Origin of the sequence: Sporosarcina aquimarina (assembly GCF_033253705.1) — a bacterium.
GTDB lineage: Bacteria > Bacillota > Bacilli > Bacillales_A > Planococcaceae > Sporosarcina > Sporosarcina aquimarina.
In genome coordinates, this window is sequence record NZ_JAUBDH010000002.1 from 62,943 (window position 1) to 84,905 (window position 21,963).

Sequence of the window (21,963 nt, forward strand, 5' to 3'; positions counted from 1 at the left end):
CTTCTCACTCCTCGCTCACTATCATTTCGGATATTCAATCCGACTATGAAATATCCCATTTAACGTTTCACATATGACTTGCTCCACAATACGAATTTCTTTCATAGACAAGTCACATTCGTCAAACTGTCCATCGTTTAATTTGTCTTTGACAATAGATTTTACGAGTCCAGATATTTTTTCAGGTGTTGGTTCTTTCATAGAGCGCACAGCTGCTTCACAGCTATCCGCAATAGAAATAACCGCAATCTCTTTAGTCTGAGGTTTGGGTCCAAAATACCTGAAATCATCCTCTTTAACTTCATCGTTCTGCTCTTTAGCTTTACTATAAAAGAATTTCAAAAAGCTCGTTCCATGATGTTGGCGCGCAATATCCACAATTTGCGCTGGCATCTTTTTAGCTGCTAAAATATTAGCGCCATCCGCTGCATGGGCAATAATAATATCCCGGCTTTCTTCAGGTGTCAACTGATCATGCAAGTTTACTCCATGCTGATTTTCTATGAAATATAACGGTCTTACTGTTTTTCCAATATCATGATAGTAACTTCCCACACGAGCAAGCAACCCGTTCGCACCAATCGCTTCACAAGCAGCATCCGCCAAATTAGCAACCATAACACTATGATGATAAGTACCCGGAGTTTCTGTCAGTACTTTTTTGAGCAGCGGATGATTCGGGTTAGACAGTTCAATCAAACGCATGTCCGATACAACGCCAAATACAGATTCAAAAAACGGAAGTAATCCGATAGTAAGCGCGGCAGAAAGGATAGCAGAACTGACCGCAGCAATTGCATAAAACATTAGCTCCGATAAGGTATAACTAGATTGTGTCATCAATAAGTAAAACGCTACATATAACAAATTGGCAACTGCAACTGCTAAGCTCGTTCTCATGATTGTTAATCTTCTTCCACTCTCGCCAAGAACCAGTAATGCTGTAACTCCACTCAATAAGAAATAGAGTACAATTTCCATTTGCATGATTGAAGTTACCCCTTCTTGCAGCATAAGACCGCTAATTGCAGATAGGATAACAACAGACAAAATGGCTAATCGTTCGTTCGTCAATAACTTAATAAGCAATGGAGCCAGGGCAGCTGGAAACAAAAATGAAACTTGGACATCAAATTCCCTCTCGAGTACGCCTGTCAATTTCATCATAACTATGACTAAAAAGAATACCGAGTAAAAAATGAGAAGAGCTTTCTTCAGCACAGTCTTGTCTTCTTTTCTTGACATGAAGTGTATATATACAAGACCAGATAAAAGCAAAATCAAGCAAATGAGTGCTACTATCGGTTTTGCAGAAGTCTGGTTTGTCAGAAGACCGGTAACTTCAAGTTGACGATAGATTTCTTTGTCGATGACTTGTCCTTCACGCACAATAACTTGTCCTTGTAAGATACGTGTAGGTTCAATACTTTCTTTAGCCTGCTTCAAACGCTGATCCGTCAACTCTTCGTTAATGGTCTCAGTCGGCTCAATTAAAGGACGTACGAGCTGAATCATTGTTTGAACTTGTCCATCAGGAATACTAATTGAAGTCCTGATTTTTCGTTCAGCTTCGTATTGAACAACTGATAGATCTTTGGCTTTAATAGGCTGTGACAATTCCTCTGATAAGATCTGATTCAGTTCGTTTCGCATTTCAATCAAGACAGTTTCTTTTTCAGTCAGCAAACCCGTCAGCACGGGTTGACTCAAGTAAAAATCAGGTTCTTTTTCTTTCAGCTCTTTTAGTTTCAAATTCATTTCTCGAATTGCAGCTTTAAGAGAGTCCTCAGAAACTTTCTCTTCACTGTCTAACGAATTTTCCTTTACCTCAAGTAAATAATCAAAAAATGAAGTAGCTATCGATTGACGATTAGATGCGATTTCTTCGTTGAACTGATAGACCGCAGGTTGTTCTTCCGCAACTCGTGCCCGTTCTTCTTCAGTTTTCTCAGAATCTTCAACTGTTTTCAACGAACGGATCGTGCTGGGAGAAATTTGAAAAGGTGAGAGTTCGTATGTCTCTTGCTTTACATCATCATAGACAAAAAAGAAAAGCAGTATCGCAGATAATCCAATTACTAACCATGCGGTTACATGAAATTTCAAGGACTTGATAAGTTGGATCAACGGCTTAAGCATCCCTTGAATCCCCTTTCAGTCGAATTCACAAAAAATGTGGAAGTTTAGGTGGAAGTCGAGTATGTAATGAGCAGTCCTATTAGGACTGCTCTTCTTCGTATGCTTCAATTATTTTTGCTACAATTGGATGCCGGACTACATCAGCAGGTTCAAGATATTGGAAATGGATTTCACGGACTTTAGACAAAATTGATTCAGCTGCAATGAGTCCTGACTTTGCACCCTTTGGTAAGTCAATTTGGGTTTTATCACCCGTTATTACCATTTTGGAGCCGAATCCAAGCCGAGTTAAGAACATTTTCATTTGAGCGTGAGTGGTGTTTTGGGCTTCGTCTAAAATAACAAATGCATCATCCAATGTACGGCCCCTCATATAGGCGAGTGGCGCAATTTCAATGGTTCCTCGTTCGATTAACCGTTCCGTGTGCTCAGCACCTAACATATCATGCAAAGCATCATAAAGAGGACGTAAGTATGGATCAACCTTATCTTTCAAGTCTCCTGGTAAAAAGCCTAAACTTTCGCCGGCTTCTACTGCAGGACGAGTTAAAATAATACGTTTTGCAGAACCCGTTTTCATCGCATGTACAGCTAAAACAACTGCTAAATATGTTTTCCCCGTTCCTGCAGGTCCAATACAAAAAGTGAGATCATTTTGCCTAATTGCTTGAACGTATTCCCGTTGCCCAATAGTTTTTGCTCTAATTACTTTACCTTTACTATTTCTTGCAATTTCAACATCATACAGTTCAGCGAAATATTCAATAGTTCCATTATTCGCCATTTCAAGTGCAGTTCCAACATCTCTTTGGTTGATTTGGATACCTTTACGTATCACTTTCAATAGTTGCTCCAATAATTGTTTAGCAGCTTCTGTATTTTCTTCAGAGCCCTTAAGTGAAATGGTTTCCCCCCGCGATAACATAGCGACAGAAAGATTTTCTTCAATCAGCTTAATGTTTTGATCGGAAATGCCTAGCAACATAATGGCTTCGTTTGGATCTTCTAAATGAAGTTGAATTTGTTGTTCACTCAATCAATCGTCTCCCCCTTGGGATATTGGTCTTTTCATCGCAATATTTTCATTGATCAAAAAAAGTATAGTCCCAGTAACTTTATCATTATCAAAGGTTACCTGTAAAATATTTTCATCCTTAATATCTTTTTCATATGAGGTTTCAGATAACAATTTATGTTTTAGTAGCGGAACCAGAAAACCTTTTTCCATGCCTTCTTCTAAAGTAATGGTTTTAACCTGATCATATTGTTCTTCTTTCCAGGTTACGATCTTCCAAAATGGTTGGCTATCTGAACTTTGTTTCAACCAAGGTAAGTTCCATTCTAAAGACATGCGCTTTTCTCCTGCTGCACGATATTCAATTGTTTTAGGCAAAACGAATTTGTATTCTAGCCAGTAATCTGCGAAGACTGAACCTTCTGCTCCTACTACCGACACCTTATCCCCCTGCTCAAGTACCCCTGTGGCCAGCAGGTCCCCCTGTTTGACGGTTTGATTGATACGGGCAACCCGTTCACCGCTTTTTAACTGAAAGCCTGTAATGACTCCCCCTGTGCGCGCAGCAAGCTCACTCGGTTTATTTGCCTTCTCAATTTTCTCAGTCGTTTTTGGTGAATGCATCGGAATTATTGTTAAGATAGCCCCCCTTTTTTCAAAGCGTACCCATGAAAGATCTGGTTCATCCGTCATCAGCAAACTGCGTATAGTTCCTTCGTCAGGTAGTTTCCGCAGCAATTGCATGGGAACTACATCAGATTTTTTTAACTTTTGTTCAATTCGTTCTGCAATCTCCGGATGCTCTGCATCTACATTTACTTGCCAAAGAAATAACGAAGCTGCAAACGGAATAATACAAAGCAATAAAACGCTCCAAGAATGAAATAATCTGCTTATTGGCGTTCCATCACTTAAACGGACTATATGAACTTTCAGATTGAATTTCCTTCTGTTCGCTCGGATATATTCGATACCCTTGGCATCTGTCTGAAACCAAATACCACCGTCAACTTTTTCAAGTTTGGCTACCTTTTTCTTACTATGAACCATTTCATTGATAAGACGAGCAGGTTCACCAATTCCTCGCAGTTCCACATCATATTGCTTATGTTTCATGCGATTCCCCTTCCTTCGCCGCTTTTGTAATTCGAATATCATGTAACTCGGTGAAGGAGAGTAAAGCTGAGTGCTCCATTAGCATATCAAAATGAATTTCAATTCCACTAATTTGAATATCGTAGCCTTCTTTTCGCAAGTGGGCATACCCTTCTGTAATTTTAATCAATTCATATCCGCCAAGTACTTTGAGCGTATTAAAATCTTCGATTGATAGTAATGATCCCATTTCAAATAGTTTTCTCAACGCATTGACCCCCTGTACCATTCTTATGCGCGGTAGAGGGGGTCAATGCGTATTTGTTTATTGTTTTGACTTAGGTGGTCCGAAAATTTCAGAAAACACGATTCCTCTAAGTAAATCTTGCTTACTAGTAACATTTACGTTTAGAGATTCTTGTTTTACAAACCGCTGTTGTTCTGGATTGTGTGTAGTGAGTCTACCAGAAGAACGGGTGCTGGCTTGTCTGTGGGGCCGACTTTGTTTTGTGCTTACAGGTTTTTTTACAGGAACTTCAGGAATTGAAACGGGTTCGATTTGTACAGGTTGTTCTGTAACTGTTTTCCGTTGGTCTTCTTGAATTTCTTTGTAAATTTCCCCAGTAAGTTCTTTTAATCTTTTAAATGGATCCATCTGCTCATGATTGGATGGTGCCCGCTGAGCTGGCGCTTCTGCCTTTTGCGGCATCGGCTGCTTCTGGGGGGTCTCCATTCGTTGAGGTGCTCCTTGTTTCTGATCCTGGTTCCCGCCCTTATTCTTTTTAGAGAATAACGTACTGAGAAGTCCAATAACAATCAGAATAATAATTTGTTCCATCAGCACATCCCCTTTCCGGGAAGTTGCAGTTCTGCAGTTTAGGTATTCGGCTTATTCTCTTGGTCGCCCGAACCGCTGATTTTCCCGATGGAATCTCTCATACCTGTATCGGCTTGAAGATTTTTATAATTCATATAATCCATGACGCCAATGTTTCCAGTGCGAAGCGCTTCTGCCATTGCCAATGGTACTTCTGCTTCGGCTTCCACAACTTTAGAACGCATCTCTACAACTTTAGCACTCATTTCTTGTTCGCTAGCTACAGCCATTGCACGTCTTTCTTCAGCTTTCGCTTGTGCAATATTCTTATCAGCTTGCGCTTGCTCTGTTTGAAGTTCTGCACCGATGTTTTTACCGATGTCAACATCAGCAATATCGATAGAGAGAATCTCGAAAGCAGTTCCTGAGTCCAAACCTTTTGTTAACACTGTTTGTGAAATCAGGTCTGGATTTTCCAATACTTTAGCATGGTCAATTGACGAACCAATTGTTGAGACAATACCTTCACCAACACGCGCAACAATTGTTTCTTCACCAGCACCACCGACAAGTCGGTCAATGTTAGCACGAACTGTAATACGCGCTTTCGCTTTAACTTCGATACCATTCATAGCAACACCCGCGATGAATGGTGTTTCAATTACCTTCGGGTTTACGGACATTTGAACTGCTTGTAAAACATCCCGGCCTGCAAGGTCAATCGCAGCAGCACGTTCAAATGTCAATTCAATGTTTGCGCGTTGAGCCGCAATTAGAGCATTCACTACTCTGTCTACGTTACCACCTGCAAGGTAGTGACTTTCCAACTGATTAATTGAAACATCCACGCCAGCTTTGTGAGCTTTAATGAGTGGATTCACAACACGATTCGGGATAACTCTTCTTAGACGCATTCCTACAAGTGTAAAGATACTTACTCGAACACCTGCAGATACTGCGGAAATCCACAATGCAACTGGTACAAACGTAAAGAACACTGACAACAAGATAATCGCTAAAACTACGATTACAACAATACCAATTAGACTACCACTGATCATTATTCATTTCCCTCCATTTCTTGAAGTTCCCGAACTACCGTCCTGGATCCTTCAACTTTCACTATCTTAACATGCTTTCCTTTGTCGATGTAGTTTCCTTCTGAAACTACGTCAATTCTTTCTCCATCCATTACAATTGCTCCTGAGGGACGAAGCGCGGTTAGAGTGACTGCAGTTTTACCTAACCAGTCAATACGGTTCACATTGGAAACGTAACCGCTTTCTGTGTCCGTTGCATCCATGAGAATTACTTTGTTCAACAAATGAAGTTTCTTTCCAAAGAATTTCATAATAACCACCATCCCTGTTGTAGCAATGACAAGTGCAATTAGCACCGATATTGCCATATATACAGGATTCGCACCTGCCAAAATAATACTACCGGTGACAGCGATTGCCCCTAAAATCCCTGCTATACCATGCGGCAGAAACAGCTCTGCAATGATTAAGCCTGCCCCTATGATAAAGAGAAGTATTGTTTCATAGCCTGCTAGTCCAGCAATTAAGTGACCATAGAAAAACAATAACAGCGCAGAAAGCCCCATCGTACCCGCGACCCCAAATCCTGGTGAGTACAACTCAACAATCAACCCTAACCCTGCAATTGAAAGTAAAATTGGAACGACTACAGGATTTGTGATGAAGCGGGCAATTTGTTCAGTAAGTGTCGGGTCAGTTGATATGGTTGTGGAATCTTTCATACCAATTTTTGTTAGTAACTCGTCATAATTCGCAACGGTTCCTTCACTGTACCCCACTTCAGGCAAAACAGCTTCACTATCTCTTAACGTTAACAGTTCACCGGGCCCTGCACGAAATTCCGATAAATCTTCTTCAGGATTTGCCATGGCTAAAGCAAATTTCGGATCCCTCTGATGGGATTCGGCTGCATTTATCATATCTGCAGACCATGCACTTCGGGCTTTCGTATCTGCTGCATTCCCCGAGCCGTCAATAACAGCAGAGGCACCCATTGTAGAGTTTGGAGCCATATAGATCTCATCTGCATGTAAAGCTAGGAAAGCTCCTGCAGACAGTGCACGTTTGTTAACGAAAGCAACAATTTTAGTATCTGTTTCATCCATTAACTTGGCAATTTCTCCAGCTGTATCCGTGAAGCCTCCCGGAGTGTTGATATCCAGCACTATGACATCGGCGCCAGACTGTTCAGCTTCTTTAAAAGAACGCTTAAGAAAAGCATATAATCCTTTTTCTACCTCATTATGAACCGGTACTTTGTAAACGGTTCCAGTTTTAGCTGATGATGTAGTGGAAAGTGGAAACAATACTGCTGAAATGATAAGTGTCAAGAGCAGAATTCCTCTAATGAGCTTCTGCAAAAATCTCACCTGCTTTCTAAGTTGATTGTCCTTTTAGTATACCTATTATACGAATGAAACACACGTAAGTTTCATTATCCGAAAAGTATTTTCTTTTAAATTTCAATTCGCCGCTAAAATTAAGATTTTAAATAACAACTTGCATTCTTTCCAATAAGGATCCTAATTTTTCCCTACAAAAAAAGTAAGCCAGAAAATCCTTAGGATTTTCTGGCTTACGCGCATTTTACTGGTTTAACGTTGCTTTAAGCAAACAATATAGGAGTTAATCAGAATTTGCGTTTACGAGCAGCTTCAGATTTCTTTTTACGCTTAACACTTGGCTTCTCATAAAACTCATGCTTTCTTACGTCCTGTATCGTACCGCTCTTAGATACAGTACGTTTGAAGCGGCGAAGAGCATCTTCAAGTGATTCGTTCTTACGAACAGTTGTTTTAGTCATCTCTTGTCCCTCCCTCCGAACACACTTCGAACATAGCATACTGCTATGTACTTGAAAATTATACCGTACTATTTTCTAACGGTCAATATAAAAGTTGAAATTAATAGTCGGATTTTGACTGAAGACCATTCATAATCGCAACTCCAGAACTAGCACCGATCCGTGTTGCCCCTGCTTCTTTCATAGCTGTGACGTCTTCTAAACTACGAACACCGCCCGATGCTTTAACACCCATTTCCGGTCCCACTGTACTTCTAATCAACTTCACGTCTTCTACCGTAGCTCCGCCTGTTGAAAAACCAGTGGATGTTTTTACAAAATCAGCTTTCGCAAGAACCGACAATTCACACGCTGTACGTTTTTCCTCATCAGTTAAAAGTGAAGTTTCAATAATTACTTTTACAATAGCTTTGCCTTTAGCTGCGTTCACAACAGCTTCGATATCTGATTGTACAGTTTTTGTATCTCCGCTTTTTAATGCACCGATATTGATAACCATGTCAATTTCAGTTGCACCGTTGTCAATTGCATTTTTCGTCTCAAATGCTTTGACTTCAGTTGTTGTCGCACCTAATGGAAAACCGATTACTGTGCACGTTTTTACAGACGTTCCTTCAAGCTCCTTTGCCGCGGTTTTCACCCAAGCAGGGTTCAAGCATACTGAAGCGAACTCATATTGCTTAGCTTCGTTACATAGTTCCAAAACTTGTTCTTTAGTCGCATCTGCTTTTAATAATGTGTGATCAATCATTTTCGCAATTGAATTCATATATATTACCTCCTGGAGGATGTGCGTATCTTTTTCATCATAGCAGAATCATCTTCAATTGAAAAGAAACCACTAGGTATCTACCTAGTGGTTTCGCTTAAATAACTAATTCTTTCTCTTCATCCATAACACGAACGAATTGCCCATCATTATACGGATAACCTGCTCTTAATAGTTTCACACGGACGATTTTACCAACCATCTCTTCATCAGCAGGGAACACAACTTTTAAGTAGTTGTCTGTATATCCAACATACAAATCACTTTCAGGATCTTCTTTAAACTTTTCTTCAGGAATGACTTCAAGAATTTCGCCTTCAAATTCAGCAGCATATTCCTTTGCAAGCTGATCATTCAATTCAATTAAACGATGCACACGTTCATTCTTAACTTCTTCTTCAACCTGATCTTCCATTCTGGCTGCAGGTGTTCCAGTACGTTTAGAATATGGGAAAACATGCAATTCAGAGAAACGATGATTGCGGATGAAGTTATATGTATCCATAAATTCTTCTTCCGTTTCACCCGGAAAACCAACAATTACATCCGAAGTAATAGCTAGATGAGGCAATGCTTCACGAAGACGATCTAAGCGTTCAGCAAAGAATTCCATAGTGTATTTGCGACGCATTCTTTTTAAAACGGAATTTGAACCTGATTGGATTGGAATGTGTAAATGGCGAACGATAATAGAAGAATTATTTAAAACCTCAATCACTTCATCCGTCAATTGACTTGCCTCAATCGAGCTAATACGAAGTCGTTTGAGCCCCTTAACTTTCGTCTCAAGATCGATAAGTAATTTAGCAAGATTATAATCTTTAAGGTCTTCGCCATATCCGCCAGTATGAATTCCAGTTAAAACAATTTCCAAATACCCTGCGTCAACTAATTGTTGTGCCTGGCGCACAACTTCTTCAGGATCCCGAGAACGCATAAGTCCGCGAGCCCAAGGTATGATGCAGAATGTGCAGAAGTTGTTACATCCTTCTTGGATTTTCAAAGATGCGCGAGTACGATCAGTGAATGCAGGTACGTCCAATTCTTCGTAAACTCTATTTTTCATGATATTGCGTACAGCATTAATCGGCTGACGTTCTGTACGGTATTCATCGATTAACCCTAGTAATTTCGTACGGTCTTGCGTACCGACTACTATATCAACACCAGGGATTGCCATAATTTCTGCGGGTGAGGTTTGTGCATAACAACCCGTTACACAAATAACTGCATCCGGATTCTGACGGACTGCACGGCGAATAACCTGTCGGCTTTTCTTGTCACCAGTATTCGTAACAGTGCAGGTATTAATAACATATACATCTGAGTTTTTCTCAAAGTCAGTACGTTCATAGCCAGCATCTTTAAATAACTGCCAGATGGCTTCAGTTTCGTAGTGATTTACTTTACAGCCCAATGTATGGAAGGCAACCAAGGACATAAGCTGCTCACCTCTTTCATTCAAATTCGTAAGACATAGCGGATAAAACGTATAAAGGCGCTGTTTCTGTGCGCAAGATACGTGGACCAAGGGAGACAGGTAAAAATCCAGCTCCTTTAAGATCGTCTGCTTCGGACCGTGATAATCCACCTTCAGGACCAAACAAGACCAGTATCGATTGTCCATGATACACCTTTTGCAGATGTACTGCAATCTTATTTGAAGTTCCATCCTTTGCCTCTTCTTCATCAGCAAAAAGACAAACATCAAATGATTCAGCTCTTATAAGCAGGTTTTTAAAAGTAAGCGGTTCAGAAATCACTGGAATGACAGTTCGGTGTGACTGTTCGGCTGCTTCCTTCGCTATTTTGCGTAATCTTGCAGTCTTCTTATCACCTTTTTTCTCATCCCATTTAACAATGGAACGTTCAGCTTGGTAAGGGATAAGTTCAGCCATTCCAAGTTCAGTCGCCTTTTGGGAGATCAGTTCCAGCTTATCCCCCTTCGGTAAACCGCATGCCAATGTAACATTGACAGGTAATTCACTTGCGCGTGCAGTACGACCTGTATCCTTAACAACAACTTGTTCTTCATCAAATTGCTGAATTCCACAGATATGCCCAACACCTTCGCTTACACAACAGATTTCATCGCCTTCACGCATTCGCATGACACGCCTAATGTGTTTTTCGTCTTCGCCTGTGATTGAGGCAACTCCAGAAGAATCAAACGGAAACTCCAAAAAATAGCGCTGCACGTTTATTCTCCCCGCTTCTGAGCGATTAATGCAACCCAATCTTCCATCACGACAGACTCAACAATTTCGAAACCTTTTTGAATGAGATCCTCTTTAACAAAGTCTTTTTTAGCAGCAATAATACCTGAGACGATAAATAATCCCTCATCCGCTAAAAGTTCAAATGCTTCATGCGAAAATGTAACAATTACCTCTGCTAGAATATTGGCGACTATCAAATCTGCAGGTTCTTTTACTGAGTCAAGAAGATTTCCGTGCAAAACGTCTATTTTTTCTTCGCACTGGTTTAATGCGATATTTTCTTTAGCAGAACGTACCGCAACTTCATCTAAATCTAAAGCAAGTATCTCTTTCGCGTCCAGCATAGCAGCTCCGATTGCCAGCACCCCGGAACCTGTACCTACATCTATCACGTAATCGTCAGGTTTCACGTATTTTTCAAGTGCTTGCAAACACATGACGGTGGTCGGATGAGTCCCAGTGCCAAATGCCATTCCCGGATCTAGTTCAATGATGAGCTCGTCTGATTCGACAGGTTCATAAGTTTCCCATGTTGGAACAATCGTGAAACGACCTGAAATTTTCACTGGATGATAATACTTTTTCCAAGCTGTCGCCCAGTCCTCTTCATCTACCTCTGTTGTAGTAATAGCCCTTTTACCTGTGTCCAAGTTAAATTGCTTCAGCTTATCTATCGATTCACTAATTTCTTGGACTGTTTCTTTTAAAAAGCTGTTTGCAGGTAAATAAGCTTTTACTAAAACACCTTCAGCCGGAAAGTCTTCAGGGTTCAAATCATAGATTTCCCCATACCGATCTTCATGAATGCGTTCAGGTTCCCCTGAATCTTCTATAACAACTCCACTTGCTCCTGCTTCGTGAAGTATATTCGCAACAGCCTCTGTCGCTTCATTTGTCGTGTGAATTGCAATTTCAGACCATTTCACGCATTCTCAGTCCTTTCAGTCGCCTTTAATAGATCTCTTGATTTTATCAAACAATGAACTAGAATACTCACCTGGTGAATCTCCATCAATTGTTGCAAATTCACGGAGAAGTTCTTTTTGTTTCTCTGTCATTTTCTTAGGTGTCAGCAGTTTTATGATGACGTGCTGGTCGCCGATTCCATGACCATGAACGTTTTGAATTCCTTTACCTCGTAAGCGGAATGTCGTACCTGTTTGCGTACCCGCTGGTATCTTCAAATTAACAGTACCATGTATGGTTGGCACTTCAATTTCATCGCCAAGAGCAGCTTGAGGGAATGTTAAATCCACTTCCAAAATCACATCATCTGCTTCACGGATGAATTTATCGTGCTGTCTCACTCGGAAGACGATGTACAAATCACCTGATGGTCCACCGTTAACGCCTGCTTCACCTTGGCCAGCGACACGTAATTGTTGACCGTCATCCACACCTGCTGGAATAGTAACTTTGATTTTTTTACGTTTTGTAACTCTGCCGCTTCCATGGCATGTAGTACATTTCTCAGGAATGATTTTCCCTGTACCATGACACACATTACAGACTTTACGATTTACCATTTGACCAAGCGGTGTATTTTGTGTGACTGTCACCTGACCAGACCCATTACAATTTGTACACGTTTTAGCTGATGTACCTTTTTTAGCCCCACTACCATGACAGGTCTCACATTCTTCTTCACGCGGAATTTCAATCTCTGTTTCTTTACCAAATGCAGCCTCCATAAAATCGACAGTCATTGTATATTGAAGATCGTCGCCTTTACGCGGTGCATTTGGATCCCGACGCCGGCCTCCGCCGCCACCGCCACCAAAGAAGGAGCTGAAAATGTCATCAAACCCAAAACCATCTCCACCACCAAAGCCACTGAAACCGCCTCCGCCGAAACCTTGGTTCGGATCAGCATGGCCATATTGATCATAAGATGCGCGTTTGTTTTCATCACTTAAAACTTCGAACGCTTCTGTTACTTCTTTAAACTTAGTTTCCGCGCCTTCTTCTTTGTTCAAGTCCGGGTGAAATTGTTTGGAAAGTTTGCGATATGCTTTTCTAATTTCTTCTTTTGTTGCTGATTTAGAAACACCTAATACTTCATAATAATCCCGTTTGCTCATTCATCTACACTCCCGATACTCATTTAACATTGTGTGCATTGTAACATTAATTGAGTGAGTTTGGTAACAAACGAAAAAGCCAAAGCCGGAATATCGGACTTTGACTTTTCCGTCAATCAGTTACTGATTTAGTTTTTCTTGTCATCTTCAACTTCTGAGAAGTCAGCGTCAACAACACCGTCATCAGAATCAGTTGCATTTTCGCCCTGTGCATTTGCTTCTGCTTGAGCTTGCTCATACATTTTCATTGTCATTTGCTGAACAACCTGTTCAAGTGCGTCTTTTTTCTCTTTCATCTCTTCAAGATTATTCGCTTCAATTGCAGTTTTCAATGCTTCTTTAGCATCTTCAACGCTTTTCACTTCTTCTTCAGAAACTTTGCCTTCCAAGTCCTTCAATGTCTTTTCAGCCATGAATACGAGTTGGTCCGCTTCGTTACGGAGGTCTGCTTCTTCTTTTTGTTTCTTATCTTCTTCAGCATGAGCTTCTGCGTCTTTTACCATGCGATCGATTTCATCGTCTGAAAGACCTGAGCTAGACTGAATTGTAATGTTTTGTTCTTTCTGAGTACCCATGTCTTTCGCTTTAACTGTAACAATACCGTTTTTGTCGATATCGAATGTTACTTCGATTTGAGGTACACCGCGCGGAGCTGGCGGAATATCCGTCAATTGGAAACGACCTAGTGTCTTGTTATCAGTTGCCATCGCACGCTCACCTTGAAGTACATGGATGTCTACAGCCGGCTGGTTATCAGCAGCAGTTGAGAATACTTGTGATTTACTTGTCGGAATCGTTGTATTCCGGTCGATTAACTTAGTAAATACGCTGCCCATTGTTTCAATACCTAATGATAGCGGTGTAACGTCGAGCAATACGACGTCTTTTACGTCTCCAGTTAAGATGGAACCTTGAACAGCTGCACCCATCGCAACTACTTCGTCAGGGTTAACGCCTTTAAATGGCTCTTTCCCTGTTTCTTTTTTGATAGCCTCTTGGACAGCTGGTATACGTGTAGAACCGCCCACTAGGATGACACGATCCAATTCAGATGGAGAAAGGTCTGCGTCTTTAATAGCTTGACGAGTAGGCACCATTGAACGTTCAACTAGTGACGCTGTCAACTCATCGAATTTTGCACGAGTTAACGAAATTTCTAAGTGAAGTGGTCCTGCTTCGCCTGCAGTGATGAATGGAAGTGAAATTTGTGTAGATGTAACACCTGACAAATCTTTCTTCGCCTTTTCAGCTGCATCTTTCAAACGCTGCATTGCCATTTTATCTTTAGAAAGGTCAATTCCGTTTTCTTTACGGAACTCTTGTACTAGATAATCGATAATGACATCATCGAAATCATCTCCGCCTAGTTTGTTATCCCCTGCAGTCGAGCGTACTTGGAATACTCCATCGCCTAGTTCAAGAATAGACACGTCAAATGTACCGCCGCCTAGGTCATAAACAAGGATTGTTTGATCTTCATCTGTTTTATCTAAACCGTAAGCAAGTGCTGCAGCTGTTGGCTCGTTGATAATACGTTCAACTTCTAAACCAGCAATAGTTCCAGCATCTTTTGTCGCTTGACGCTGTGCGTCATTGAAGTATGCAGGTACTGTAATTACAGCCTTAGATACTTTTTCACCAAGATACTCTTCTGCATAGCCCTTCATGTACTGAAGAATCATAGCTGAAATTTCTTGTGGTGAATATTCTTTGTCTTCAACTTTCTCTTTGTAGTCTGTACCCATATGACGCTTAACTGACATAATCGTGTTTGGGTTTGTGATAGACTGGCGTTTCGCAACTTCACCGATTTGGCGTTCTCCATTTTTAAATGCAACAACAGATGGAGTTGTGCGGTTACCTTCGGGATTGGGAATTACTTTTGCTTCTCCGCCTTCATACACAGAAACTACTGAGTTTGTTGTTCCTAAGTCGATACCAATAATTTTACTCATATTAAAATTCCTCCTAAGTGTGTTCATCAAAGTTTTTAGTTGAATTCTTATTCGTTTACTTTAACCATTGCAGGCCGGAGTACGCGATCTTTCAACGTATACCCTTTTTGTAGTACTTCAAGCACAGATCCGGAATCATAATTATCATCAGAGTCTGTCATGACCGCCTGATGGAAATTAGGGTCGAATTCAGTTCCCGCAGCTTCGATTTCCTTCAATCCCTCAGATTTCAATGCATCTTCTAAACTGCGATATATCATTTCCATACCAGTAAGAAGCGATTTTGCATCGTCACTTTCTGCTTTTACAGATAAACCGCGATGGAAATTATCAAGTACAGGGATTAGGTTTGTTAAAACTTCCTGTGCACGGTACTTCTGCATCGCTTCCTTATCTAGCGTTGCTCTGCGACGTGCGTTATCCAAGTCTGCAAGTATACGAAGGCGTCTATCTTCTTCGTCTGATAACTTTTTCTTCAATTCTTCAATTTCGATGTCTTTTTCATCTTTTTCGGGTTCGATCGACTGTTCATCTTCAGCAATTACTTCAGTTTCACCTTCAACTGAATCTGCAGCCGCTGTGTCGGCTGTCACTGTAGAATTTTCAGTTTCCAACTCTTCAGATGTCTGGTTATTCTCTGTCATGATTCGTTCCTCCTGTCCGTTCTTCCATCAATAGTAAGTCTTGCAAGTGCAGATGAAAGATCTTCACTTAAAATATCAAGTAATGTAATCACTCTGCCATAATCCATCCGTTTTGGTCCAATAATCGCAATAGAGCCCGTCATGTCCGTACCAACCGCGTAAGCCGTCGTAATGACACTAAAATCACCAAGTGTCTGCTCTTTGTTTTCTGAACCAATCCGTACTTGGATACCCGCAAGATCATTTTTGAACAATGTTAGCGGCATTCCATGTTCAATCGCTTCCAAGAAAGTTTTTACTTTCTGAACGTCATTAAATTCAGGCTGCTTCATCATGTTCATCTGTCCACTATAGAACATTCGCTCTTCGGTTTTGCCAATCATAGAATCTTGAATGGAAGTAAGAATAGTACCAGCGTTCTTCACATGGCGTTCAAACAACATTTTTGATTCTGTCGCTAACATACGAGGAATCTCGGAAAGCGGCGTCCCTACGAGTCGTTCGTTTAACAGATTGACCATTTTCTCGATATCTGTTGCCGATAAACCATCAGCTGCATCGAATACATGATTTTCTACCCTGCCGCTGTCAGTTACCATAATGGCAACTGCTTTTGTTCCTGACAACGGCACAATTGAAAACCGCTTTACTTTGTGCGCCGTGGTATCTGGACCAAGCAGTACTGTAGTGTAGTTTGTCAGTTCAGAAAGAATGGAGGCTGAATTTCTGATAAGTACTTCTGCTTCCAAAACTCTTTCTTGAAAAATAGAACGTAATTGGAGGTTGTCCTCCATTTTTAGCTTTTGAGGGGTCAGCAGGTGGTCGACATAGAATCGGTATCCTTTTTCAGAGGGCACCCTTCCTGAAGACGTATGGGTTTTTTCAAGATATCCCAGCTCTTCAAGATCCGCCATCTCATTACGGATGGTCGCCGGACTAAAAGGAACTTCTTCCTTTTTCGAAAGCTGCCGGGAGCCCACAGGCTGAGCGGATTCGATGAAGTCGTTAACCGTCAGTTGCAAGATAAGCAATTGTCTGTTTGTCAACATAATCATCACTCCTGTTAGCACTCCTAATGAATGAGTGCTAATACTACTCATAATTTATCAAATCAGAAAGACTGTGTCAAACATTTGAATCGACTTTTAACCGAGAAATTGTTGAAACGCTTCGTTCCCTCTAAAAATCCCTGTTCTGGTAAGTCTAATTCGATTTCCATGTTGTTCGATTAAGTCTTTTCGGATAAGATTGCTAATGACATTCCCGTATTTTTCATCTAAAGAAACACCGAATTTCTGTGCAAAATGTTCTAAAGAAACGCCCTCCGTTTTTCTAAGTCCGAGAAACATTTCTTCCTCCATACGTTCTTGCAAAGTTACTGTATTTTCTTCGATTCTTGGCAGCTCCAAAGTTTCCACGTGCTCCATATAACGTTTAAGCGGTGCAATATTTGCGTATCGGACGCCATTCAGGTAGCCGTGAGCACCAGCTCCTATTCCGGCATACTCATCATTTTCCCAATAAATCATATTATGAATAGACTCTTTCCCCACTTTTGCAAAGTTACTAATTTCGTACTGATGTCTGCCTGAACTCTCCATTCGGTCAATCAGTTCAGAAAACATACTCGTCTCTGCGTCTTCTCCCGGAAGTGGCAGTCGGCCCTTTTTCATCAGATTATAAAAGACCGTCTTAGGTTCTACGATAAGCGAATACCCCGAGTAATGAGGCAGCTCCAATGCTAACGCTTGGTCTAGTGTGGCTTCCCATTGGGATTGAGTTTGACCAGGCAGCGCATATATCAGATCGATACTGATATTATCAAAACCTGCTTTTCTTGCATTATTTACAACTTCGATTGCTTGCATCGGACTATGTGACCGCCCAATTTTTTTCAGCAGTTCTTCATCAAAAGATTGAACACCTAAGCTAAGCCGATTAATTTGTCCGTTTTTCAATACACTCAGTTTGTCATTCGTTAACTCGTCAGGATTAGCTTCTGTTGTAAACTCAGTCAAACTGCTCACATCTATATGGCTGTGAACAATCTCTAACAGTCTGTCAAGCTGACGAGCATTCAGTGCAGTGGGTGTTCCCCCTCCAAAGAAAACTGTCTCGACTTTTGTAAAATCTGTTCCTTTTTGCTTTAACGTCTTTAATTCTTTATCAATTGACTCAATATACTCATCCACTGGCTGATTTTCAAAAAACACTTTATTGAAATCACAGTAGTGGCAGATTTGATGGCAGAATGGGATGTGAATGTATATTCCCCTCATATGCTGCTTTCCCTCCTGTAAACGCCAAACAGAGGGCTATACGCCCTCTGCATGTGCATCATTTTCAACTCAATCTTCATCCATGCGTAAAACAGCCATGAACGCTTCTTGTGGTACTTCTACAGATCCTACTTGTTTCATTTTCTTTTTACCTTCTTTTTGCTTTTCAAGAAGTTTTCGTTTACGTGAAATATCTCCACCGTAACATTTAGCAAGGACATTCTTACCCATGGATTTTATCGTTGAACGCGCTACAATTTTTTGTCCAATGGCTGCTTGAACTGGAACTTCGAACTGCTGACGAGGGATTAGCGAACGGAGTTTTTCAACAATCGCTTTGCCTCGCTCATAAGAAAAGTCGTGGTGTACGATAAAGCTGAGTGCATCCACCGTTTCCCCGTTTAACAAAATATCCATTTTGGAAAGTTTAGAGCGCTTATAACCGATCAATTCATAATCTAGGGACGCATATCCTTTAGTACTCGATTTCAATTGGTCGAAAAAGTCATACACAATTTCTGCTAAAGGAAGTTCATAAATGATATTCACTCGTGCTGCATCCAAATAGTCCATCGTTTTAAAGTTACCGCGTTTCTTTTGACACAGCTCCATTACAGCACCGACATAATCGTTCGGTACCATAATAGATGCTTTAACATATGGCTCTTCTACATAATCCGTTTTTTGTGCGTCTGGCATCATGGAAGGGTTGTCAACTTTCAGTTCGCTGCCATCTGTCAGTACTACATTATAAATAACGCTTGGCGCTGTAGTAATTAAATCAATATTGAATTCCCGTTCAATCCGTTCTTGAATAATTTCCATGTGAAGCAGACCTAAGAAGCCGCAGCGATAACCAAAGCCTAATGCTTGTGAAGTTTCTGCTTCATATTCTAAAGCCGCATCATTCAACTCAAGCTTTTCAAGCGCTTCTCTTAAATCATTATATTTTGACGTATCTATTGGATATAATCCGCAAAATACCATAGGATTCATTTTTCGATATCCGGCAAGCGGTTTGTCTGCTCGATTATTCGCGAGCGTAATTGTATCACCGACTCGAGTATCCCCTACAGTTTTGATAGCTGCAGACAAATAGCCGACGTCTCCAACAGTTAGCTCGTCACGTGGTGAAATTTTAGGTGTAAATACACCGAGTTCTACGACTTCAAATTCTTTTCCGGTTGCCATCATTCGAATGGTGTCTCCCGGTTTTACAGAACCTTCCATGATACGAATATTGACGATAACGCCTTTATATTGGTCATAATGAGAATCGAAAATCAACGCTTTAAGCGGCGCACTCGGATCCCCTGTCGGCGCAGGGACTTTTTCAACAATTTGCTCTAGAATATCTTCGATACCAATTCCAGATTTTGCAGATGCTAGAACGGCTTCAGATGCATCGATGCCGATTACATTTTCGATTTCATCTTTTACACGTTCAGGATCAGCTGCAGGTAAATCGATTTTGTTTACAACTGGCAAAATTTCCAAGTCGTTATCTAACGCCAAGTATACGTTGGCTAATGTTTGCGCTTCAATGCCCTGAGCTGCATCCACTACTAGAATCGCACCTTCACATGCCGCAAGACTTCGGGAGACTTCATATGTGAAATCGACATGTCCAGGGGTATCGATTAAGTGAAACGTATACTCTTGTCCGTCATTAGCTGTATATAGCAATTGAACTGCATTTAATTTTATGGTGATACCACGTTCTCTTTCGAGGTCCATGGAGTCCAAAGTTTGGGTCTTCATTTCTCGAGCACTAACTGTTTCCGTCTTTTCAAGAAGACGGTCCGCTAGTGTAGATTTCCCATGGTCGATATGGGCAATAATGGAGAAGTTTCTAATATTTTTTTGTCTCTCCAATTTCTGTTGATCATTCATCATTGTTTTCACTCCTAATTCGGCTAGTTTGAATTATAGCAGAAACAAGGCGGCGGTGTTACACATTTCCTTTCTAATCACATGCAAATTCTAAATTCATGATCATTAACCTTTCGCTTTCGCGGCACTCTCTTAGTTAAACAGCAAAAAACAGAAGCTATACTAGCTTCTGCACAGTCGTTGAATGTTCTTTTATCTCATTTTCTTTCCGTAATTATTGTTCATCCAAAGTTAAGCCACCCACTGCCTCAGCAATTATAGCTACAGTTCGATTTAGTTCCTCTTCGGTATTTCCAATACCACCAAGTTCAATTAGGACAAATCCAGGATGAAGATCTTGATTGTACTTACCATCCACCCCAGGGCCGCCTTTCACAATAATATTACGGGTAATCCCAGGCACTTTCGCTTCCATTCCTTCAGTCAATCGTTTCGCTACTTCATAATTTTTCGCATAATTCTTATGTTCTTTACCGATGACGAACGCTACTTTTGCATAGCGATTTCCGTCGACGGTGGCTGTTGTTTTGTTCGCAGGTAACGAATCTCGATGGATATCCAGCACAATATCATATTTATTTTCTGCTAACGACTTTTGAAGGTAAGGACGAATAGCTTTATAGGAACGATGGTACGGGATGCTTTTTTGCGCCATTACTTTTTGAATATCTACAGGCAGCAGCTCTGCTTCAGCCCCGAAGGCTGCCAGTTGCAATTTCAGCTTTTCACCTAACTTTGTAATATTTTCTGTTTTGTGGGAAACTGCAACTTTTCCACTCGCCGCAAGAGTAATCGGCTCGTAAGCTTCTTCAGAATGGGTGAAATGAAGAAGGACTTTTTTGGGGCTAGTATGTTTGGGCGGCTCAACAACATTTGAAGCATACACAATATATGCTTTCTGTTTGAGCATTACCGAAGAATTGTCCGATTGCTTTGTTGGAAGTAGTTGGAGCAAGATCGGGAATAGAAATAAAATGAATATAGCTATTGTCCAGATTTTCAATGTTTTTTTCAACAGTCATCCCCCCGTCTCCGCTACTATATGCAGAGACGGAACAATCAAGAACTTTGTTTTAAATTGTTTACCCACGAAGTAAGTGCCATGGAAAGTTCAGAAGAATACAGCTGTACCCAACTATCAATTTCTTTAGGGGAAATAAATGTCTTAAGCTGATGATTTGATAGGACTTCTTCAAATAACTGAACACGTTCTTCATGTGGCCAGGAAGCCCAATCTCCAAATACAGGTATTAAGGTTTGTCTATCCGCTTTCTTTGTATCCGTATTTAACCAAGGTGTAACCGATAATCTTGATGATGGTTTATTTTCTTCTTCTATTTTTGAAGCCATATATCCAAATAGCGTATCTATTGCATCTGCGATTAATACCGGTCCGTCAACTACTGTCGGAATTCCAATTGCGACAACCGGTACACCTAGAGTTTCTTGCGATACTTCTTTACGACTATTGCCAACTCCTGAACCTGGATGAATTCCAGTATCCGTCAATTGAATGGTTCTGCAAAGCCTTGAACTGTCACGAGCTGCCAGTGCATCCACAACTATAAGTAAGTCCGGAGATACAGTTTCTACAACTGCTTTTATAAAGTCTGCAGTTTCAAGACCTGTTTGGATTGTCACCCCGGGGGAATATACAAAAATTTCAGCTCCGTCATTTTTATAATAGTCGGGAACAACAGCATTTAACCTTTCCATCGTAAGTGGACCAACTGCATCGGGTGTGACGTCTTTGTTACCGAGACCTATAAACAAAATTTTACTGTTTGGTTGAAGTGACAGGGGTTCCGTCAGCTTTTTAAGCTGTTTCCCCATTGATGCTGCAAGTTTCGTTAATCCTTTTCTATCCTCTGCATTTAACAATGGATCAGTAAGTGTGATATAGGTCCCTTTTTTCTTCCCTATACGCTTTTCTCCTTCTTCATCCACAATTACAGTCGTTAAAATTGTCCTTCCTTTTCTTTCTTCACTAAATATAATGCCTTCAGATTCTTCAAGTTTCTCTTTTTCTCCTTCTGTATGGTGTTTAACCATTTCTTCGTCTTCAACGACAAGATCCGTTCTATAAAAGTCGTAGTTTTCCATAACCATCACCTCTATATACTAGTGTGTACGCACGGAAAGCTTTTTATGCTTATTCCATTATTAGACACAAGATTTTTCATGTTATCGTTTTGTTGTTGCATTAATGGCTT

Annotated in this window: 20 protein-coding genes; all 20 read right to left on the reverse strand. The window is 40.7% G+C overall.

What is annotated here, in order from left to right:
• Nucleotides 1-21: 21 nt before the first annotated feature.
• Nucleotides 22-2,139: an HD family phosphohydrolase gene (locus tag QT716_RS02895; protein ID WP_317934335.1), complete on the reverse strand. Its 2,118-nt coding sequence runs from the start codon at nucleotides 2,137-2,139 to the stop codon at nucleotides 22-24.
• A gap of 79 nt (nucleotides 2,140-2,218) precedes the next feature.
• Entirely contained in the window at nucleotides 2,219-3,175 is a 957-nt protein-coding gene (locus QT716_RS02900) for a PhoH family protein (RefSeq protein ID WP_317934336.1), read from the reverse strand.
• Nucleotides 3,176-4,270 (reverse strand): sporulation protein YqfD, encoded by a 1,095-nt coding sequence (locus QT716_RS02905; protein ID WP_317934337.1) that lies wholly within the window; start codon nucleotides 4,268-4,270, stop codon nucleotides 3,176-3,178.
• Nucleotides 4,260-4,517: a hypothetical protein gene (locus tag QT716_RS02910; RefSeq protein ID WP_317934338.1), complete on the reverse strand. Its 258-nt coding sequence runs from the start codon at nucleotides 4,515-4,517 to the stop codon at nucleotides 4,260-4,262. The genes QT716_RS02905 and QT716_RS02910 overlap by 11 nt, the downstream gene beginning before the upstream one ends.
• A 57-nt stretch (nucleotides 4,518-4,574) precedes the next feature.
• A complete protein-coding gene (locus QT716_RS02915; protein ID WP_317934339.1) occupies nucleotides 4,575-5,087 on the reverse strand; it encodes a hypothetical protein in 513 nt (170 codons plus the stop codon).
• A gap of 38 nt (nucleotides 5,088-5,125) precedes the next feature.
• Nucleotides 5,126-6,127 (reverse strand): flotillin-like protein FloA, encoded by a 1,002-nt coding sequence (floA, locus tag QT716_RS02920; protein ID WP_317934340.1) that lies wholly within the window; start codon nucleotides 6,125-6,127, stop codon nucleotides 5,126-5,128.
• The gene (locus QT716_RS02925; RefSeq protein WP_317934341.1) at nucleotides 6,127-7,467 is read right to left on the reverse strand and encodes an NfeD family protein; all 1,341 of its coding nucleotides are present in this window, start codon (nucleotides 7,465-7,467) and stop codon (nucleotides 6,127-6,129) included. Before QT716_RS02925 ends, floA begins: the two co-directional genes overlap by 1 nt.
• Before the next feature lie 269 nt (nucleotides 7,468-7,736).
• Nucleotides 7,737-7,910: a 30S ribosomal protein S21 gene (rpsU, locus tag QT716_RS02930; RefSeq protein WP_025784794.1), complete on the reverse strand. Its 174-nt coding sequence runs from the start codon at nucleotides 7,908-7,910 to the stop codon at nucleotides 7,737-7,739.
• Between the two features lie 100 nt (nucleotides 7,911-8,010).
• On the reverse strand, nucleotides 8,011-8,679 hold the full coding sequence (gene deoC, locus QT716_RS02935) for a deoxyribose-phosphate aldolase (protein ID WP_317934342.1): 669 nt from the start codon (nucleotides 8,677-8,679) through the stop codon (nucleotides 8,011-8,013).
• 97 nt (nucleotides 8,680-8,776) lie between these two features.
• Nucleotides 8,777-10,120 (reverse strand): tRNA (N(6)-L-threonylcarbamoyladenosine(37)-C(2))-methylthiotransferase MtaB, encoded by a 1,344-nt coding sequence (mtaB, locus tag QT716_RS02940; RefSeq protein ID WP_317934344.1) that lies wholly within the window; start codon nucleotides 10,118-10,120, stop codon nucleotides 8,777-8,779.
• Between the two features lie 16 nt (nucleotides 10,121-10,136).
• Nucleotides 10,137-10,877 (reverse strand): 16S rRNA (uracil(1498)-N(3))-methyltransferase, encoded by a 741-nt coding sequence (locus QT716_RS02945; protein ID WP_317934345.1) that lies wholly within the window; start codon nucleotides 10,875-10,877, stop codon nucleotides 10,137-10,139.
• Nucleotides 10,878-10,879: 2 nt separating this feature from the next.
• A complete protein-coding gene (gene prmA, locus QT716_RS02950) occupies nucleotides 10,880-11,824 on the reverse strand; it encodes a 50S ribosomal protein L11 methyltransferase (protein WP_317934346.1) in 945 nt (314 codons plus the stop codon).
• A 15-nt stretch (nucleotides 11,825-11,839) separates the two neighbouring features.
• Nucleotides 11,840-12,979: a molecular chaperone DnaJ gene (dnaJ, locus tag QT716_RS02955; RefSeq protein ID WP_317934348.1), complete on the reverse strand. Its 1,140-nt coding sequence runs from the start codon at nucleotides 12,977-12,979 to the stop codon at nucleotides 11,840-11,842.
• Nucleotides 12,980-13,107: 128 nt separating this feature from the next.
• Complete coding sequence (gene dnaK, locus QT716_RS02960; protein WP_317934349.1) at nucleotides 13,108-14,934, reverse strand: molecular chaperone DnaK; 1,827 nt, start codon at nucleotides 14,932-14,934, stop codon at nucleotides 13,108-13,110.
• 47 nt (nucleotides 14,935-14,981) lie between these two features.
• A complete protein-coding gene (grpE, locus tag QT716_RS02965) occupies nucleotides 14,982-15,578 on the reverse strand; it encodes a nucleotide exchange factor GrpE (protein WP_317934350.1) in 597 nt (198 codons plus the stop codon).
• Entirely contained in the window at nucleotides 15,575-16,627 is a 1,053-nt protein-coding gene (gene hrcA / locus QT716_RS02970; protein ID WP_317934351.1) for a heat-inducible transcriptional repressor HrcA, read from the reverse strand. The genes grpE and hrcA overlap by 4 nt, the downstream gene beginning before the upstream one ends.
• A 96-nt stretch (nucleotides 16,628-16,723) precedes the next feature.
• Nucleotides 16,724-17,857: a radical SAM family heme chaperone HemW gene (gene hemW, locus QT716_RS02975; RefSeq protein WP_317934352.1), complete on the reverse strand. Its 1,134-nt coding sequence runs from the start codon at nucleotides 17,855-17,857 to the stop codon at nucleotides 16,724-16,726.
• Nucleotides 17,858-17,926: 69 nt separating this feature from the next.
• Nucleotides 17,927-19,750 carry a translation elongation factor 4 gene (lepA, locus tag QT716_RS02980; RefSeq protein ID WP_398292436.1) on the reverse strand — a complete coding sequence of 608 codons (1,824 nt, stop codon included), beginning with the start codon at nucleotides 19,748-19,750 and terminating at the stop codon, nucleotides 17,927-17,929.
• A 214-nt stretch (nucleotides 19,751-19,964) separates the two neighbouring features.
• A complete protein-coding gene (gene spoIIP, locus QT716_RS02985; protein ID WP_317934354.1) occupies nucleotides 19,965-20,765 on the reverse strand; it encodes a stage II sporulation protein P in 801 nt (266 codons plus the stop codon).
• Between the two features lie 44 nt (nucleotides 20,766-20,809).
• Nucleotides 20,810-21,853: a GPR endopeptidase gene (gene gpr, locus QT716_RS02990; RefSeq protein WP_317934356.1), complete on the reverse strand. Its 1,044-nt coding sequence runs from the start codon at nucleotides 21,851-21,853 to the stop codon at nucleotides 20,810-20,812.
• Nucleotides 21,854-21,963 lie beyond the last annotated feature (110 nt).